Source organism: Sorangium sp. So ce362, from assembly GCF_051519845.1.
Lineage (GTDB): Bacteria > Myxococcota_A > Polyangia > Polyangiales > Polyangiaceae > Sorangium.
The window spans coordinates 8574987-8593509 of record NZ_CP150332.1 but is presented as its reverse complement, the minus strand read 5'-3'; the positions used below and the strand labels follow the sequence as shown (position 1 = coordinate 8593509).

The following is an 18523-nucleotide window of genomic DNA, read 5'->3' as shown; positions in this document are numbered from 1 at the left end:
TGCTCTCCTGTGCGCCGCGCCGATCTCTTTGCGCAGGCCGCAGGCGCTGCGCAGGCCGCGGGCGCTGCGCAGGCCGCAGGCGGTTCAGCGGGCCGCCTCGTCGAGCCACTCGTGCGCGAGCGCGAGGAGCCGCGCGTTGTCGGGGACATCGCTCAGGAAGCGCTCGCGCCAGACGGGGTCGCTGATCCTCCCGGCCCGCACGAGCAGCCCATTGCGGGCCAGGGCGATGGCGCCCCTGGCCTCGGCCCTCTGGCCCGCCGCCGCCAGCGCCTCGGCGTGGACCAAGCGCACCAGAAAGCCCTCCTCGTCGCCGCGGTCGGGCTCGAGCAGCGACAGCGCCTCCGTCGTGGCCGCGAGCGCCTCGCCGGCGCGCCCGAGCTCGAGCAGCGCGCGCGCGCGGGCCGCGATGGCCGCGGGGAGCCGCTCCGGCACCGCCCGCGCGAGCGCCTCGGCCGCCTGCGACTCCACCTCGGCGAGCGCGGGCTCGCCCGCGAGCAGCAGGACGCGCGCGAGCTGGAGCCGGCTCTCGCACTCCCGGCGCCGGTCGCCGCGGCGCTCCAGCGCCTCGATCGAGCTCCGCAGCGCCGCCTTGGCGGCGTCGACCTCGCCGGCGTGGGCGAGCGCGAGGCCGAGGTTCTGCAGCGCGTTCGGCACCCGGTCGTCGAGCGCCATCCGCTCCGCCTCCTCGAGCCCGGCGCGGAGCACCTCCGCCGCCGCCTCGAAGTACCCGAACTGCACGTAGCAGAGCCCCATGTTGAGCCGCGCCCGGCACGCCTCGCGGCGATCGCCGATGTCCTCGAACGCCGCGAGCGCCGCGCTCATGCTCGCGATGCAGGCGCTCGGATCGCCGTTGTGCTGCCGGAGCAGCCCGTGCAGGTAGAGGAGCTTCGCCTCGATCATGAGATCCGCGGCCGACGCGTCCTCCGTCGCCTGCTCGACCGCGTCGATCAGCGCGTCGACGCACGCGTAGCGGCCGCCGAGCAGGAGCACGATCGCCCCCTCGAGCAGGCAGGCGTTCCTCGCGATGAGCGCGCCCGCGAGCGGCGCGGTGCCGAGGACGACCATCATCCAGCGCTCGACGCGCTCGTAGTGGCCCTGCTTGTGCCCCGCCCCGGCGAGCTGCGTGAACGCCGAGAACCAGGCCACGGAGCCGGGCGCGAGGTGCCGCGTCGCCTCGAGCCCGCGCTGCTCGGCGAGGGCGGCCTCCCCGCGCCAGAGCAGCGCCTCGGCCTCGACGAGGCGGAGCGCGCCCACCGCGGCCGCGCCGGGCCCGCAGGCGATGCCGCGCTCGGCGCACGCGATCGCCGCGGCGAGGTCGTTGCCGCGCAGCGCCTTGTCCGCCGCGCGCAGGTACCACTCGGCGGCCTTCTCGGGCTCCTCGCCGCGCTCGAAATGCTCGGCGAGGACCCGCGGGTCGCCCTCGCCGGCCGCCTCGAGGAAGCTGCCCGCGAGCGCGTGGCCGATGCGCAGGTCGCGCGCGGTCAGCATGCCGTAGGCGGCGTCGCGCACGAGCGCGTGGCGGAAGCAGTACTCCGCGCCGTCCCGCTGCCGCCCCTCGCCCCGCCGCACGATCACCTCGCGCCGGAGCAGCTCCGAGAGGAGCGGCGCGATGTCGATGCTCCCGAGGAGCGCCGCGACGGCGCTCGACCGGAACGTCTCGCCGAAGATGCTCGCCGCCCTGAGGAGCCGCCGCGCCTCGGCGTCGAGCGTCTCCAGCCGCGCCTGCACCATGGCCACCACCGTCTCGGGCTGGCCCTCGCTCTTGCCCTCCGCGGCGGCGCGGATCTGCTCCTCGAGGAAGAACGCGTTGCCGTCCGCGCGCTCGACGAGCCTCGCCACGAGGTCGTGCCGCGCGTGCGCGCCGAGCGCCTCGCGCACGAGCCGCTCGCTAGCCCGGCGCGGGAGCGGCGTCAGGTGGAGCTCGTGCGCGAGCCGGCCCTCCCAGAGCCTCGGGAACAGCCGGCGCACGTCGGGCCGCCCCAGCGCCAGCACGAGCAGCGGCATGTCCTTGAGCTGGCGCAGCGCCCCTTCCACCATCGTGACGGTGGGGAGATCGCCCCACTGCAGATCCTCGAGCACGAGGAGCACGGGCCCTGCGCGGCACGCCGCCCCGAGGAAGGCCTCCCAGGCGAGGCGGAGCTGGTCGCCCATCAGCACGGCGTCGCGCCGCGCGAGCCGGAGCTGCACGTCGTTCTCGTCGGGGAACGGCGCGCCGGCGAGCTCGCCGAGGAAGGGCGCGACGCGGGCGGCGTCGAGCTCCGCGTGCTGCGCCGCGCGGCCCCGGATCTTGCGCTGCCGCGCCGCGAGCGGCTCGCCGTCGGTGAGGCCGAGGGCGTGACGGAGCGCGCTCGCGAGCAGGCCGAAGGCCGAGCCCGCGCCCATGGGGTCGCCCTGGCCGATCCAGACCTCGATCCGGTCGCCCCGCTCGCGGAGCTTGCGGATGAGCTCCTGGCGCAGGCGCGACTTGCCCATGCCTGCCTCGGCGGTCACGAGCACCGCGCCGGCGGCGCCCTCGTCGATGCAGCGGTCGACCTCCGCCACGAGCATCGCGAGCTCGCGCTCGCGGCCGACGTACGTGGTCGGCCGGCCGAGCAGCTGCGCGGTCCGCTCGTCGCGCGCCCCGTGGAGGACGCGGCCGGCGGCGTCCTCGGTGACGTCGAACCGGGCGCCGATGAGGGCCGCGGTCACCTCGTCGATGCGGACGCCCGCGAGGGGGAAGCGGTCGTCGTCGGCGGCGAGCATCTGGAAGGCGCGGTCGATGAGCTCGCCGACGGGCACGCGCGCCGAGAGCTCCGCCCGGCCGGTGGCGAGGGCGACGGGCGCGCCGCCGAGCAGCTCCTTCAGCGCGAGCGCGCACCGGGCGGCCCGCGCCGCGAGATCGGTCGGCGTGCCCGCGCCCGACAGCACGATGAGCGGCGAGCGGCCCTCGACGAGCTCGAGCTCGCCGCGGTACTGCTCCGCCACGTCGTGCAGCTGCCAGAGCTGCGCCCGGCGCGGCTCCTCCGCGGCGTCGCCCTCGGCGGGGTGCTCGCGCGTGACCACGAGGCACATCACGCGCCGCTCGCCGGTGGTGAGCTCCACGGCCCGCGGCGGGAAGGAGCGGGGCCCCCCGAGGCTGCTCTCGGGCCCGCCGATCGTGGCGAGCTCGGCCGCGACGGCGTCGCCGTCGGCCGGCCGATCTTGCGGAGATTTCGCGAGCATGCGGGCGACGAGGCCGTCGAGGGCCGCGGGGGTGCCGGGCCGGAGCTCGCGCACGCGGGGTGGGTCCTCGAGGAGGACCTTCATCAGCACGGCGAGCCCGGCGTTCCCCTGGAAGGCGGGGTGGCCGGTCAGGCAGCGGTAGAGGATGCACCCGAGCGCGAACACGTCGACGCGGGCGTCGGCGCTGAGCTCTCCGCGCGCCTGCTCCGGGGCCATGTACCCGGGCGTGCCCAGGACGAGGCCGGCGGCCGTGAGCGGCTCGTCGGTGGCGGCGCGCGCGAGCCCGAAGTCGATGAGGCTCACGCGCTCGAGCGAGCCGCCCTCGAGGATCAGGTTGCTCGGCTTCAGGTCGCGGTGGACGAGGCCGAGCCTGTGGACGGCGCCGAGCGTCCTCGCGACGTGCAGGCCGAGCTCCAGGGTCTCCTCGAGGGTGAGCCCCTGGCGGGTGAGCCGCTCGGAGAGCGTCTCGCCGTCGAGCCATTGCATGGCGAGGTAGGGCTGACCCCACGCGGTCGTGCCGTGCGCGACGTACTGCACGACGCCGGGGACGCGGGCCGCCGCGAGCGCCTGCGCCTCGCGCGCGAAGCGGCCGAGGTGCTGGGGGCCCTCGGTGGTCAGGAGCTTTATCGCGACGGCCTCGCCGGTCTGCTGATCGCGGCCCTGGTAGACGGCCCCCATCCCGCCAGAGGCCGCCAGGTGCTCGATGGCGAACCGGCCGTCTATGATATCTCCTGCCTGCATCGCTCACCGAGGACCCCGGCGAGGGGCCTCGCCGGCGGCCAGCCTGCCAGCGAGACGAGCTCTGCGTCCAGTGCTCATTCGGGGCGAGGGCGGCGGGCGAGGCGAGCGCGGCAGGCGTGCACAGGCGGCCTCGCCGCGCACGTGGAGGGTTGCCACCCGGCGGTTCGGACGCGAAGAAGGCCTGGTGGCGAGAGGAGCGATCATGGCGATCATGACTCAGGTGCGTGAGCAGACGACCGGGGACGGCAGGCCGGGGCCCGAGGCGCAACCCATCCTGCGCCAGCGCGGGGAGGAGATTCAGCCGTACGGGGCGCTTGCGCGCTATCCGCTCGGGCTGAGCGACGACGTGCGCGCGGCGAGCGTGAAGGCGCTCAATCAGATCCTGAGCGACACGATGGTGCTGCGCGACATGTACAAGAAGCACCACTGGCAGGTATCGGGGGCGACCTTCTATTCGCTGCACCTCCTGCTCGACAAGCACTATGAAGAGCAGGTCAAGCTCGTCGACGACCTGGCCGAGCGGGCGCAGACGCTCGGCGGGATCGCGATCGCGATGCCGCACGACGTCGCCGAGATGACGAAGATCGAGCGGCCGCCGCGCGGGCGCGAGGAGGTGCCGGTGCAGATCTCGCGGCTGCTCGAGGCGCACGAGCAGATCTTGATCGAGGCGCGCGAGGCGGCGGGCAAGGCGGCCGAGGGCGGCGACGACGGGACGAACGACCTGCTCGTGAGCGAGATTGTCCGCGTCAACGAGATGCAGGTGTGGTTCCTGTCCGAGCACCTCGTGGACACGCCGCTCGTCCGGGCGCGGTAGGCGGCGGGGGCGATACCGCCGCTCCTCGCCGTGCGCCGCGTCTCGCGGAGAAACCGTGTGCGCCGTGAGCGGGGGCACGCTCGCTCTCTGCGCGCGAGGGCGAGCGCCGCGCGCAGGGGTCGGTGGATCGCCGCCGGGCGCGTTCTTGCGCCGAGATCGGCCATGCGCGATGCTCGCGCCATGCAATTCATCGAGGTGCTCACCAGCGGCGGCATCGCCGAGGTCGCGTTGAACCGACCCAAGGTCAACGCCATGAACCACGCGGTGCTCCGCGAGATGACCGACGTCTTCGGGCGGCTCGCGGAGGACGACGCCGTGAGCGGCGTCCTCGTCCGTGGCGCCGGCAAATGCCTGTCGGCGGGGCTCGACCTGCGCGAGGTCGCGTCGCTCGAACGGGAGGCGCTCGCGGGCTTCCTCGACGATTTCGACGCCGCCTTCGGCGCGGCGTTTCGCTTCCCGAAGCCCTTCGCCGCCGCCGTGCACGGCCACGCGATCGCGGGCGGCGCCGTGCTCGCGATGTGCGCCGACTTCATCGCGCTCGGCGCCGGCGACTACAAGCTCGGGCTCCCCGAGCTCGCCGTGGGGATCCCTTTTCCGCGCGTCGCCTTCGAGATCGTCCGCGCCGCCTGTCCCACCCGCGCGTTCCGGCGGCTCGTCTTCGGGGCGGACCTCCATTCCCCCGCGGAGGTCTTCGAGATGGGCGTCGGCGACGCGCTCTCCGCCGATCCGCTCGAAGACGCGCGCCGCTGGCTCGCCAAGGCGTGCGGCCGCCCCGCCGCGGCGTTTCGCTTCGTCAAGGCGAGCCGCCGCAACGAGGCGTGGGCGCGGATCGCCGCGACGCCGGTCGCCGAGCGAGAGGCCCTGATCGACGCGCTCGTCTCCGCCAAGCAGGCGTTGACCGCGCCGCTCTTCGGGTGAGCTAGCTGGAGATCACCACGCCGCGCGGGGTGATCAGCGACAGTCCCTCCTGACTCCCGCACGGCTGCTCTTCCTCCCGCACCCCGCCGCGCAGCGCGCTCGCGTGCCCGGTCTTCGTCGAGCCAGCGCGGCGCGAGGACGAGACCGGCGAGCCGATCGCGGCGGTTCAGCAGCCGTGGAGCTCCATCGGCCTGGTCCGCTCGATGGAGGGGTCAGGTGCCTGATTGCTCATGGGATGTGCTCGGCGTCGGGAGGGGGAATGACCCAGCTGTGCATTCGAGCCTCGTAAACAGAGACGAGCGGCGCTGGAAAGCTTGGGTCAGCAAACGCCCCAACAGGGATTGCCAAGTATTCTTCCATTCCCTCCGACTCGTAGTAGACGGTCGATCCGCAGCCTGGACAGAAGTGGAATTTGCTATGAGAGCCTTCGTCGCCCACGCGGACGTACTCAGACGAGGCGCCAGAGAGCGAGACGTCCTCGCGCCGAAACCTGGCTTGCTGCCCGAAGACGCTGCCAGTTCGGCGCTGACAGGCCAAGCAGTGGCAAATGGAGACACGCACAGGCTCGCCGGTAACTCGAGCCTTGAGCTGACCACAACTGCAGGAGGCGACACGGTCGGGCATGTGAACTCCCCTCGGGCACCTGACGCGTTACCGGTCTGCCGCGGGCGCGTAGCGCCCGCCGGCAGCACCGGCATGTTAGCAGAGACCGGCCCCGCTCGTCATTGCAGAAGAGAGATGAAGGGGTCGAGCACCGGAGCGAGCTGCGGAGCCTCCGGAAGCCTCGCGATGAGGCCCTCCGGGACTGGCCGTCCCGAGATGGCGGCGACCTGGGCGGCGATGGCGGCGATCGTGTCGGTGTCACCGCCCAGAGAGACCGCCGTCGCGATCACCGACTCGAGGGGCTCCCTCGCGGTCGTTGCCGCGACGAACAAGGCGATCGGCACGGCCTCGACTCCATGGCCGGAGCACCCGAAGCGAAGGGCGGCGTCGCCGGGAGACTCTCGAAAGGCAGAAAGGTCGAGGAGCCGGTCGCGGACCGCCGTGTCGGGCAAGGCGTTGGCGACCGCGGAGAGGAGATCCTGCGGAACCACCGAGGCCGTCGCACAGAGCCGCAGCGCGACGATCACCGCGAGCGCACCGGAGTAGGCCTCGTCGCTGTGGTGGGTGATCCGTGAGATGTCACGGATCGTCCGACGATCGGCCTCGATATTCGGGTCCAGGAAGAACGACAGCGGAGCGGCCCGCATGGCGGCGCCCGCCCCGGCGGCGAACTCGCCGCGAGCTCCAGCCAGAGCCCAGTGGGCGCCGGCGGCAAGGTCACGAAGCGCCTTGAGGGTTGCGGAGCCCGCCCCGGTGATGCGGCCCTCCTCGAACCAGCGGCGGAAGCGCTCCGCGATTCGCTCCGGCTGCACACGCCCTCGGTTCAGCACGATCGCCTCGCACGTGGCCAGGGTCAGCCAAGTATCGTCCGAGAGCCGCGGAGCGTCAGGGAACGAAGGCCGAACGGGCCCGGTGAGACCTTCGTACGGGCCGCCCCATGCATCGCCGAGGGCGCCTGCGAGGAGGCAGCTCCGTGCGCGTGCCCGTAATCCGACGCTCGTCATCGGTGGAGATGATACGCCCGATCCCGTCGCGGCGCTCGCCCTTCGGCTAACGAGTGGCCGCGCTGCCGAGGGGAGCGAGGCTGCGCGGCCCTCGGATAGCAGCGGCTCGTTCGGTCGCCGCCCGCTCGAAGGGGCCCGGGTCGGGGGCTAGGAAGCCGGGGCAAGGTTGACGTTAATACCATTTTGTCGAAATATTATGTAATGTTTCTTGAAGAGTATTAACAATCTCTTCTTTTTCAATGTCGACGTGAAATACTTTGCCCACCTCGCTCCTGGGTTCATGTCTTTCGTCCCAGTAGGAAAAGATAATGTAGCTGCTATTTTGAGAGTGGACGTAGTAACAGCGCGCAGACATGGTGGTCAAGTCCAACGATAGAATCCTGTGCTGAGCTGCGTCAGTCATTTCAAATTGGATAAACAGCGCTTCGTCGCTTGAATTATTGTCAATTCTTACATGCGTATGGCTCTTCAGTTTCTCGATGTCATTTTTTAGATTATGGTAAAAAGTCGGCAAGTACACCACATCGTCAACGCTGGTTATGTCTTTCCCGCCTAACCAGACCTTTATGTGCTGGTTCTGCTTCGACCCCTCCCAGTAATCGCCAATGTCAACAGCTAGTTTGGTCCTGTTGCCGATCAGACCCATTGTCATCGTCTCTACTCTATTACACTTTTACGTTGAAATCTCTCCCGGACCCCTGGCGCGCGGAACTGGGCGCCGAGCTCACGACCCCCGAGGAGACCCTGTTCAAGGCGGCGCCGGGCACGAAGGCCACGCCGCGATCCACGGCCCGCGGCAGCCGCTCCACCGCGCCGAGGCCGAGCGCTGGCGAGCGGTCGTGACGCAGAAGCCGGGCGGCACGGGGAAGCCGGCGGCCGCCAGCTCGCCGAGGTTGGCCCCCTTGCCGCCGACGCGCGGAAGGTCGCGCGCCCGTACCTGCGCGAAGGGGATGACCCACGAGGCGGGGGCCTGGCCGGCTTGCCCCGAAATCTCCCCGGAACGCGCTCCAGAAAAAAACGATGTGCCGTGTTCGACACCATGAAGGCCGGCCGGGCCCGGCGGCATTCAAAGGGCACAGGTGAACGATCGCGCAGAGGAGGGTCCCGGGACGGGCTCGCGCCCGAGCGGGGCATCGACGTGTCTCTCGAGGTCCTCCCGCAGGGAGACCTCCGCGTCCGACCGAGGACCGCGGCTGGCCCAGCGCTGCAGCCCGGATGACCTCCGCGGTCGCGACGAGAGCGACAGCCGATGATCCGCGGCCAGCGCCACAGGCCTCCGTGGGCGCCTCCGGGCTCGCGGGAGCGCCGCTCGGATCCGAGGGCCGGGACGACGTGGCTGCGCGGAGGGCGGAGATCTCTCGATCTCGGCGCACCGCTTGCCCGTCGAGGAGAACTCATGATCATGCGAAACAGGTTCGGTGTTCAGGCGATATTGGGTCTCGGGCTCGCGCTCCTCCCGGGGTGCGTCGGAGAGCCCGGCGCGGACGGGGAGGACGCCGAGAGCTCCTTCGACGCGCGCACGGAGCTCGCGTTTCCCGGCGTGCGCGGCCGCGTCGAGGAGCGCATCGTCGATCTCCCCGGCCTGGGGCCGCAGAGGGTGGTTTACGAGCGGATCGGCGGCGTGGCGGTGTTCGAGGGCGATATCCTCCTCGACGAGCGAGACCGGCAGGAGCGCTCCGCGGCGCGGCTCGACGGCGCCTCCCGGTGGCCGGGCGGGGTCGTCCCGTACACGATCGACGCGAGCCTGCCCTACCAGGTCCGGGTGAACGACGCCATCGCTCACGTGCAGTCCGTGACGCCGCTCCGGTTCACGCCCCGCACGACCGAGGTCGCTTACGTGACGTTCCGGCCGAGCACCGGGTGCTCGTCCGCCATTGGGCGGAGCGGCGGCCAGCAGTTCATCCTCCTGGCCCCCGGCTGCTTGACCGGCGAAACCATCCACGAGATCGGGCACGCCGTCGGCCTGTACCACGAGCAGTCGAGGGGCGATCGCGACGAGAAGGTCACGGTGCACTTCGAGAACATCGAGCCAGGCCACGAACACAACTTCCTCACGCACCTCGGTCGCAGCGACGGCGTGGATCTCGGGCCGTACGACCTCGGCTCGATCATGCACTACAACTCCTTCGCGTTCTCCGCCAACGGCCAGCCCACGATCACGAAGAAGGACGGGTCGACCTTCACGTCGCAGCGCGCGGGGCTGTCGATCGGCGACATCAGGGCGCTGGAGGCGATGTACGGCCGCCGCGTGCGGCTCCGGACCGGGGTCGCCGCGGACCGCTGCCTCGGCGTGTCGAACGGCAGTACGGAGGAGGGGGCGACGGTGCAGACCCAGGGCTGCCTCCGCACGAGCGCCCAGGAGTGGCTGCTCACGCCGAGCGGCGAGCTGCGGAGCAGCGTGGCCCCGGACCGCTGCCTCGACGTCGTCGGCGCCAGCTCGACCCCGGGGACCAACGTGGCCATCGTGTATTGCGACAGGGGCAACGGGCAGCAGTGGTTCATCTCGCCGAGCAGCGAGCTGCGGAGCGCCGTCGCCGACGACCGCTGCCTCGAGGTCGCCGCCACCACGGGCAACGACGTCCAGCCCGGCACCAACGTCCAGATCGGCGTGTGCAACGGCAGCAACGCCCAGCGGTGGCTCTGGACGCCGGAGGGCGCGCTGCGGAGCTTCGTCAACAACGAGCGCTGCCTCGACGTGAGCGGCGGCGCGATCGATTGCGGGACGAACGTCCAGATCGAGGAATGCAACGGCACGCGCGCGCAGCGCTGGATGAAGCCCGGCATCACTTTCTGAGGCGGCGAGAGGCGGTGAGGTGCCGAGACGGCGAGAGGCGGTGAGGTGCTGAGGCAGCGAGAGGCGGTGAGGTTCACGATGTCTGGAAGGCGCCTTCGGCCCCTGTCGCTTCTCGCCCTCGCCGCCCTCTCCGGCTGCGCTCCCCGGGACGCGCTCGAGGGTGCGGCGGAGCGCGTCGGCGAGCATCGGGCCGCGATCCTCGGCGGCGCGCTCGATGCGGCGCGCGACTATGCGGTCGGCGTCGGGGACGAGGGCGGCGCCTTCTGCTCCGGCGTCCTCGTCGCGCGCCGCGTGGTGCTCACCGCCGCGCATTGCCTCGAGCCCGGCGGAGGGATCACCCGGATCTACTTCGGCGAGGATCTCCGTCCGGGCGCGGCGCGGCCGCCGGCGGTCGTCCGCGCGGTCGCGGCGGTGCGGCACCCGGGTTTCGACGAGGCGACCTTCTCCAGCGACCTCGCGATCGTCGAGCTCGCCGCCGCGGCGCCGGTCGCCCCGGCGCCGCTCCTGCGCGAGACCCTGGACGGCGGCCCGCGGTACGTGGGCCCGCGCCTCGCCTTCGTGGGGCACGGCATCGACGAGGCGGGCACCTCGCTCGCGCGCCGCGTCGCCGCGTTCCCGATCGCCGCCGTGGGGCCCGCGGACGACGTCGGCCTGGACACGGACAGCGGCCCCATCGACGCCACCCAGCTCTACGCGCGGAGCCCCGGCGCCAACACCTGCTTCGGCGACTCCGGCGGCCCCGCGCTCCTCGTGCGGGGGGGCGTCGAGCGCGTCGCCGGCGTGATCTCCTACGGCGACGCCCACTGCGAGATCGACGGCGTGAGCGCCCGCGCGGACGCCCCGGCGATCGAGGCGTTCATCCAGCCCGAGATCGACCGCATCGAGGCGGGCGATCCGTGCCGCGGCGACGGGATCTGCGACGGGTCGTGCGATGTCGGCCCGACCCTGACCGATCCGGACTGCGCAGAGGCGCATTGTCACCCACGCCCGCCGCCTGCGCAGCCGTCGCTGCGGGTGAGGCAAGCGGCAGCGTCACCATCCCCGTTCTGAGCCATCGAATCCTGTGAAGGCCCCATGATGGAACAGCCTGGTGCCGCCCACGGCCGACCTGTCGCGTCCAGCGTGCCTGGGCCGCCGCTGCTTCCGCTGACATGGCCCTTGCCCTGCCCGGGGAGGTCGCGCCGCTCGCGCCTGCGCGGTGACAGATTGCGCCGCTCCTTGCCCGGCGATCGGGCGTGGGTGATCCTTGGCGCGCATGCTTCCTGGCAGGCTGCTCGACGGCCGCTTCGAGATCTGCGAGCTCGCCGGCTCGGGCGGGATGGGCGTGGTCCACCGCGCCGTGGATCGCGCGACCGGCGCGGTCGTCGCGGTCAAGCTGATGCGCGAGGTGAACGAGCGCGCGGCCGCGCGCTTCGCCCGGGAGGCCCGCGCGCTCGCCGGGCTCGAGCACCCCCACATCGTACGGTACGTGGCGCACGGGGTGGCGCCCACGGGCGAGCCGTTCCTCGCCATGGAGTGGCTCTCCGGCGAGAGCCTCGCGGCCCGCCTGTCGAGGCAGGGGCTGCGCGTCGAGGACAGCGTCGCCCTCGCGCGCGCCGTGGCCGGCGCGCTCGGCGCGGCGCACGCGCGCGGGATCGTGCACCGCGACGTCAAGCCCAGCAACCTCTTCCTGGTGGACGGGGCGCTCGACCAGGTCAAGGTGCTCGACTTCGGCATCGCGCAGCTGCCGGACGCCACGTCGCGGTTGACGCAGACGGCCGCGGTGGTGGGCACGCTGGGCTACATGGCGCCGGAGCAGGCGAGGGCAGAGCGGGAGACGATCGACGCGCGCGCCGATGTCTTCTCGCTCGGCTGCGTGCTCTTCGAGTGCCTGACCGGGCAGCGGGCGTTCCGGGCGCAGCACCCGATCGCGCTCCTGTCGAAGCTGCTCTTCGTGGACCCGCCGCGGGCGGCGGAGCTGCGGCCCGGGGTGCCGCCGGCGCTCGACGAGTTCGTCGCGCGGATGCTGGCCAAGGATCCCGCGGCGCGCCTCGCCGACGGCGCGGCGGTCGCGCGCTGCCTGGACGCGCTCGGCGCCCTGGAGCGGAGCGGCGCCTCGCGGGGCCTCGCGGCCGTCGAGGTCATCACCACCGGGGAGAAGCGGCTGACCTCGGTCGTGGCGGTCCGGCCGGCGCAGGCCTGTTTGCTCGATACGACCGAGACCCTGTCGCTCGACGCGCCGTCGCCGAGCGCGCTCGGCGCGGTCCGCCTCGCAGCCCTGCCGCTCGGCGCCCAGGTCGAGGTGCTGGCGAGCGGCGTGGTGGTGGCCATGGTGGCGGGCGCGGGCAACGCGATCGATCAGGCGGCGCTGGTGGCGCGCTGCGCGCTGCGGATCCGGGCGTCGCTGCCCGGCGCGAGCGTCGTGCTTGTCACGGGGCGCAGCGAGGACACAGGGAGGTCGCCGCTCGGCGAGGTGCTGGAGCGGGCCGCCGCGCTGCTGGAGGTGGTCGACGCGCGCGCCCGCGCCGCCGGCCCGCGCGAGTGCGTCGGCGTCGACGCGGTGACCGAGGCCCTGCTCCAGGGGCGGTTCGATCTCGCGGAGCAGGACGGGCTCTTCTGGGTGGAGGCGGAGCGGGACGTCGGCGAGGGGGCGCGCCAGCTGCTCGGCAAGCCGAGCCCCTACGTCGGGCGCGACTGGGAGCTGCGCGGCCTGGTCGAGCTCGCCGAGGAGAGCTTCGCCGAGCGCCGCGCCGCGGCGGCGCTGGTGACCGCGGCGGCCGGCATGGGCAAATCCCGCCTGCGTCACGAGGTCGTCCAGGCGCTGCGCCGGCGCCACGCCGACCTGGATCTCGGCGTCGGCCGCGGGGACTCCATGGGCGCGGGCTCGGCCTTCGCGCTGCTCGCCGGTTCGGTGCGGAGCGCGCTCGGGATCGCGGCGGGCGAGCCGCTGGAGGCGCGGCGGGGGAAGCTCGCGAGGGCGCTCGATCCGCTGCTCGCGGGCGAGGAGCGGCTGCGCGTGGCCGGGTTCCTGGGCGAGCTGCTCGGCGTCTCCGTCCCGGACGAGGACCGGCCGGTGCTGCGGGCCGCGCGGCAGAGCCCGGCGCTCCTGGCCGAGGGGATCCAGCGCGCGTACGTCGACTATGCGCGGGCCGTGACCGGCGCGCGCCCCATGCTCGTGGTGCTCGAGGATCTCCACTGGGGCGACGCGCCCTCGGCAAGGATCTTCGACCGGGCGCTGCGCGAGCTCGGCGACCGGCCCTACACGGTGCTCGCCTTTGCCCGGCCCGAGGTCCACGAGCTCTTCCCCCGTCTCTGGGCCGAGCGCGGGCTCTCGGAGCTCCGGCTGCGCGTGCTGCCCGCCCGGGCCGCCGAGCAGCTCGTGCGGAGCGCGGTCGGCGCGTCGATCGCGCCCGAGGAGGTCTCCGCGCTCGTCCGGCGGGCCGAGGGCAACGCCTTCTACCTGGAAGAGCTCATCCGGGCCGTTGTCGAGGGACGCGGCGGCGCGCTGCCGGAGACGGTGCTCGGCATGGTGGAGGCGCGCTTCGCGGCGCTCGGGACCGAGGCGCGGCGGATCCTGCGCGCGGCGAGCCTCTTCGGGGAGGTTTCCTGGATGCGGGGCGTGCGCGCGCTGCTCGGCGCGGCGCCGCCGGGGGCGAGCCAGGCGGAAGCCTGGGCCGAGCTCTTCGAGCGCGAGATCCTGGAGCGCCGGTCGGGTGCGCACTTCGCCGGCGAGGAGGAGATCGCCTTCCGCCATGCGCTCCTGCGGGAGGCGGCCTACGCGATGCTCACCGAGCGCGACCGGGCGCTCGGCCATCGGATCGCCGGCGAGTGGCTGCTCGAGGCCGGCGAGCAGGATGCGATGGTGCTGGCCGAGCACTTCGTGCGGAGCGACGACAGGTCGCGCGCGGCCGAGCTCTACCTGCGCGCGGCCGAGCTGGCGCTGCGCGGCGCCGATCTGCCGGCGGTGCTCGCGCGGGTGCAGGCGGGGTTCGCCTGCGGGGCCGCGGGGGAGAGCCTCGCCGCGCTCCACCTCGTCTGGATGGATGCGCTCATCTGGAGCAGCGCCTACGCCGAGGGCCGCGCGGCCGCGCTCCGGGCGCTCGAGATCGCCGCGCCCGGCAGCCAGCACGACCGGCATGCCGTGGCCGGCGCGCTGAGCTGCGTCGTGCATTTCGAGGACCGGCAGGTCGTCAAGGCGCTGCTCCAGCGCCTTCCGCCCGAGGAGCTCCCCGCCGACGTCCACGGGGCAGCGGTCATCTCCCGGATCCTCGCCGCCCTGCTCTGGGAGGGGCTGCCGGAGCTGGCGGAGCCCTACCTTCGGCGGCTGTACGAGGACGTCGCCGGCGCCAGCGAGGGCGACCCGTATCTCGCGATCCGCATCCACGTGTGCCAGGGCCTGTGGCTCCGCCACGCGGCGCAAGACCCGTGGGGCGCGCTCGTCGCGTACCTGGCCGCGGTGCGCCGCATCGAGGAGGTCGGCGATCACCTCTTCGCCCTGACGGTGTCGTCGTTCCTCCCCTTCGTCCACATGGCGCTCGGCGCGCTCGACGCTGCCGACGAGCTCAACGAGCGCGTGCTCGCGTCGGAGGGCGCGGCCATCTTCGCCTTCTCGAGCTCGATGACGTTCCGGGTCCTCTCGCTCCTGGAGCGGCGGCGGCCAGCAGAGGCGATCGAGCGGGCCGGCGCGCTGCTCCAGTATGCGTCGACGCGCGACGATCCCAGGCTGGCCGCGATGGCGCGCCATCTCCTCGTCGAGTGCCATCTCCTCCGGGGCGACCTCGCGGCGGCGGAGGCGGCGCACCGCGCGGCCGGGGACACGAGCCGGCTGGTGCCCAGCGTGCACGCCATGCACCTCTCGTTGCTCTCCGAGCTCCGGCTCAGGCAGGGGCGGGCGGCGGAGGCCGTCGCGCTCGCCCGCGAGGCGCTCGCGTGGAACCGGCGCGCCTGCGCGGGCTTCGCGCCTCGCCAGGAGCTGCTCCCCGCGCTCCACGCCGAGGCGCTCCACGCGAGCGGCGACGTCGAGGCGGCCCGCGCCGTCCTCCGCGAGGCGCGCGCCCACCTGCTCGCCCGCTCGGCCAGGATCGGCGACCCCGTGATCAGGAAGAGCTTTCTCGAGAACGTCTCCGCCAACGCCCGCACACTCGCCCTCTCCCGCGCGTGGCTGGACGACGCCGCGCCGTGATCGCGCCTGTCGAGGCGAGAGCCGTCGTTGCAGGGACGAGCAGGCGGTCGTCATCGGCGGCGTCGCGCGTGACCTCGCCCGTAACCGCTGCGCCAATACCGGTTCGTCTTGCACGAACGCCTCGCAACACGGATCGCTGCAATGAAGGAAGGCAAGACCGCATTGTGGACACGGAGCCTCCGGCGCGGCGGCGTCGAGCTCGGCAACGTCAGGAGAGGGCGGAAGGTAGGTGCGGTGAGCACGGAGAGCTGGTGCCGTGACCGAGGCGCACCTGTCTCATAACAACAACACGGTCCACGCCCATCTCCTCGACGCCCTGCCCACGCTCGCGCGATCCAGGAGCTCGGCCAGGTACAGTCCGCGGTGCGAGGCGCCGGTGCCGGAGGCTGAAGGCCGCGGCTCATCGACGTTCCACCTCTCGTGGAACCAGGTGGAGCTCAGAATGCGCGTTACCTCAACCCGTGCGTACAACGAGGCTGTACGATGGTAGGCGGATCAGAGAGGCTTGACTTTCGGACAGCGTTTGGACTTCTTAGCGAAGTTTTTGCGGCAGCTGCCCACCCGCGAAGCGCCGCCGCCGGCTGTCGGTGAATGTAAGGAAGTGGGGCTACTGGTGCGATGGACGCAATTTGTCTCCGCCGTGTTTCTTATCGCTAGGCACTCGCTTGGTGTCGCCGCACACTCGTACAGTCAGGGAACGTAGCAAGCATTCCGAGTAGCGTGAATCCTGCGCCAAACCTCCTCCCCAACTCCCCGCCCGAGCTCGGGCCCGGGTCCGTGTTGGGTCGTTACGAGCTGCTGCTGCCGATCGCGGCAGGCGGCATGGCCATGGTGTGGGCGGCGCGGCTGAAGGGGACGCGCGGCTTCCAGAAGATCGTCGCCGTCAAGACGATGCTGCCGACGCTGACCGAGGACGACCAGTTCGAGCGCATGTTCCTCGCGGAGGCGTCGCTCGCGTCACAGATCCGCCACCCGCACGCCGTCGAGATCCTCGATCTCGGCGAGCAGGACGGCGTGCTGTTCCTGGCGATGGAGTGGCTCGACGGTGTCCCGCTCAACCAGGTGATGAAGACCGCGAAGAGGCGGAACGGCATGCCGATCCCCATCGCCGTGCGCATCGTGGCGCAGGCCTGCGCCGGCCTGCACGCCGCGCACGAGCTCAAGGACAAGAACGGCACGCTCGTCGGCCTGGTGCACCGCGACATCTCCCCGCAGAACATCCTGGTCACGTACGACGGCGTGGCCAAGGTGGTGGACTTCGGCGTGGCCAAGGCCACCGCGCTCAACGACAGCACGACGCAGGCCGGCCAGCTCAAGGGCAAGGTGAGCTACATGGCGCCGGAGCAGGTGCGCGGCGACGCGATCGACCGGCGCGTCGACGTGTTCGCGATGGGCATCGTGCTCTACGCGCTCACCACCGGCAAGCACCCGTTCCGCAGGGAATCCGAGGGCGCGACGCTGTTCGCCATCTCGTCGCCGGACCCGGTGCTGGCGCCGCACGAGTTCGACGCCGACTACCCGGCGTCGCTCGAGGCGGTGCTGCTGCGCGCGCTCGAAAAGGACCGCGACCAGCGCTACGCCACGGCCAACGAGCTGCTGCGAGCGCTCGACAAGGCGCTGCCGCCCAGCCAGCGAGCCGCCGACGCGGACGTCGCCGATTTCATCCGCGACCTGTTCGAGGAGCAGCAACAGCAAACGCGCGCGGCCCTCACCGAAGCGCTGGAGCGCGCCGACCGCAATCAGCTGAGCAACAACCTCGGCATCTCCGACGTGACCGGCACGAGCCACTCGGCGGTGAGCGCCTTCAGGACCGTCAACCTCCGCGGCGCGACCCAGGGCGAGGCCGGAGAGAGCGCGCCCGACAGCGAGATCCCGCCGTTCGCGCGCCCCAAGCGCCGCGCGCTGCTCGCCGTCGTGATCCTCGTTCTCTGCGCCGCCGGCGTGCTCGCCGTACTGCTGCTCCGGGGCGCCGACGCGCCAGCCCCGCTTCCTTCCGTCGCCGCGCCCGCCGCCCCAGCGCCCGCGCCCCCCAAGGCGGAGGCGCCCCCTGCGGCCGAGCTCGGCGCGCCCCCGGGTGAGCCCTCTGCCTCCGTCTCGGCCAGCGCAGCGCCGGCTCCGCTCCCCGCGTCACCCGCGAGCGCGGCGCCCCGCCGTCAGAACAAGCCCGCCGAGCCGATCCAGCCGCCGAGCCCGGCCCCAGCGCCCGCGCCGCCCAAGTCGTGGAAGCACGATCCGGGGTTCTAGCTCGACTCCCTCAGAATGTTCCTGAGAGACTCGCACCTATCTCGGAGCCGCCCGCGATGGGCACGAGCTCGAGCGAGGTCTTCTCGGGCTCTTTTGGCTTCTTCTTCTGAAGGAGCAAGATCGCGGTCGCCGTGCCGACCGCGGCGACGCCGACGCCGAGCGCCACCTGCGCGCCGTAGTGATAGAGCCTGAGGTCGTCGTAGCGCGACTCCATGGAGGGCGGGCACGACTTGCCGCGCGGGCCGCAGGCGTCTTCCAGATCCTGGAGCGCTCCCTGGCGGAGCACGAACAGCACCCCGGAGCCGATCAGGCTCGCGGCGCCGACGCCCCCGACGACGTACGGCACCACCTTGGACGGCGGCCTCTCCGGCAAGGCGCCCGCCTGGATCAGCAGCTCTTGCGGCAACGCCTCGAGCGTCACCTCGACGCGCGTCACCCCCTCCTCCTTCAGCTCCACCGTCTCTTGAAACGGCTTGTGATTGGGAGCCTTGGCGGTGAGCGCGTGAGGCCCGGGATCGAGCGGCACCTCGACGCCGATGGACGCACCGCCGAGGGCGATGCCGTCGAGCTCCATGGCCGCCGAGGCCGCCCCTTTGCCGCGTACGATGACGAGCCTCGGGATCCGGGCACGCAGCCGGCCGATCGACTGCTCGACCTCGGCCCGAAAATCGGGCCCGACGGCGTCGGCCTCCGCGAGCGCCAGCTCGTAGCCACCGAGCGCGGCCACGAGCCGCCCCAGCTTCTCCTCGCACACGGCGATGTGGAAGCGAACCTGCGGCGTCATCCGCACCTGCCCGACTTCGCGGAACTGCTGCAGGGCCGCGGCCCAGTTACCCGCTTGCTCGAGCTCGGTCGCCTGCTGGAACTGCGCGCGAGCTTGCTTGAGCTCGTCGGTGTCCTGGGCGAGCGCGGGCGCCTCGAGCAGCAGCAGCACCGCTGCGACGCGGAACATTCGTGGAAAATTCCTCACCGCTGCGACGCGGAACATTCGTGGAAAATTCCTCATGCGACGCTTGCCATAGTGAGCTTGCCATAGTGACTTG

At 72.3% G+C, this 18523-nt stretch carries 12 protein-coding genes and 1 pseudogene; 7 read left to right on the top strand and 6 right to left on the bottom strand.

The window, feature by feature from the left end:
- Nucleotides 1-84: 84 nt before the first annotated feature.
- Nucleotides 85-3942, bottom strand: a complete 3858-nt coding sequence (locus WMF17_RS33080) for a serine/threonine-protein kinase (RefSeq protein WP_437644998.1) — start codon at nt 3940-3942, stop codon at nt 85-87.
- A 202-nt stretch (nt 3943-4144) separates the two neighbouring features.
- Between WMF17_RS33080 and WMF17_RS33075 the strand changes: the two genes are divergently transcribed.
- Both WMF17_RS33075 and WMF17_RS33070 read left to right on the top strand, forming a co-directional pair.
- Nucleotides 4145-4756 carry a Dps family protein gene (locus tag WMF17_RS33075; RefSeq protein WP_437597217.1) on the top strand — a complete coding sequence of 204 codons (612 nt, stop codon included), beginning with the start codon at nt 4145-4147 and terminating at the stop codon, nt 4754-4756.
- A 180-nt stretch (nt 4757-4936) separates the two neighbouring features.
- On the top strand, nt 4937-5674 hold the full coding sequence (locus tag WMF17_RS33070) for an enoyl-CoA hydratase/isomerase family protein (RefSeq protein ID WP_437644996.1): 738 nt from the start codon (nt 4937-4939) through the stop codon (nt 5672-5674).
- 228 nt (nt 5675-5902) lie between these two features.
- Here WMF17_RS33070 and WMF17_RS33065 read toward each other — a convergent pair whose 3' ends face one another.
- The 3 genes from WMF17_RS33065 to WMF17_RS33055 form a co-directional block, all read right to left on the bottom strand.
- Nucleotides 5903-6298 (bottom strand): GFA family protein, encoded by a 396-nt coding sequence (locus WMF17_RS33065; RefSeq protein ID WP_437597214.1) that lies wholly within the window; start codon nt 6296-6298, stop codon nt 5903-5905.
- A gap of 98 nt (nt 6299-6396) precedes the next feature.
- A complete protein-coding gene (locus WMF17_RS33060; RefSeq protein WP_437644995.1) occupies nt 6397-7281 on the bottom strand; it encodes an ADP-ribosylglycohydrolase family protein in 885 nt (294 codons plus the stop codon).
- 172 nt (nt 7282-7453) lie between these two features.
- On the bottom strand, nt 7454-7933 hold the full coding sequence (locus WMF17_RS33055) for a hypothetical protein (protein ID WP_437644993.1): 480 nt from the start codon (nt 7931-7933) through the stop codon (nt 7454-7456).
- A 26-nt stretch (nt 7934-7959) separates the two neighbouring features.
- Here WMF17_RS33055 and WMF17_RS33050 point away from each other — a divergent pair, with 26 nt between their 5' ends.
- The gene (locus tag WMF17_RS33050; protein ID WP_437604389.1) at nt 7960-8124 is read left to right on the top strand and encodes a hypothetical protein; all 165 of its coding nucleotides are present in this window, start codon (nt 7960-7962) and stop codon (nt 8122-8124) included.
- Here the strand turns inward: WMF17_RS33050 and WMF17_RS33045 are convergent.
- A pseudogene (locus WMF17_RS33045) lies at nt 8114-8233 on the bottom strand (PEP/pyruvate-binding domain-containing protein); the annotation flags it as partial. The gene WMF17_RS33050 and the pseudogene WMF17_RS33045 sit on opposite strands and share 11 nt — an antisense overlap.
- 444 nt (nt 8234-8677) lie before the next feature.
- Here WMF17_RS33045 and WMF17_RS33040 point away from each other — a divergent pair.
- The 4 genes from WMF17_RS33040 to WMF17_RS33025 all read left to right on the top strand — a co-directional run bounded on the left by WMF17_RS33040 (nt 8678) and on the right by WMF17_RS33025 (nt 17480).
- On the top strand, nt 8678-10075 hold the full coding sequence (locus tag WMF17_RS33040) for a M12 family metallopeptidase (protein ID WP_437644991.1): 1398 nt from the start codon (nt 8678-8680) through the stop codon (nt 10073-10075).
- A 78-nt stretch (nt 10076-10153) separates the two neighbouring features.
- Nucleotides 10154-11125, top strand: a complete 972-nt coding sequence (locus WMF17_RS33035) for a trypsin-like serine protease (protein WP_437644989.1) — start codon at nt 10154-10156, stop codon at nt 11123-11125.
- Nucleotides 11126-11330: 205 nt separating this feature from the next.
- Nucleotides 11331-15236: a protein kinase domain-containing protein gene (locus WMF17_RS33030; RefSeq protein WP_437644987.1), complete on the top strand. Its 3906-nt coding sequence runs from the start codon at nt 11331-11333 to the stop codon at nt 15234-15236.
- A gap of 720 nt (nt 15237-15956) precedes the next feature.
- The gene (locus WMF17_RS33025) at nt 15957-17480 is read left to right on the top strand and encodes a serine/threonine-protein kinase (RefSeq protein WP_437644985.1); all 1524 of its coding nucleotides are present in this window, start codon (nt 15957-15959) and stop codon (nt 17478-17480) included.
- 10 nt (nt 17481-17490) lie between these two features.
- Here WMF17_RS33025 and WMF17_RS33020 read toward each other — a convergent pair whose 3' ends face one another.
- Nucleotides 17491-18432: a PEGA domain-containing protein gene (locus WMF17_RS33020; protein ID WP_437597207.1), complete on the bottom strand. Its 942-nt coding sequence runs from the start codon at nt 18430-18432 to the stop codon at nt 17491-17493.
- Between the last annotated feature and the right edge of the window lie 91 nt (nt 18433-18523).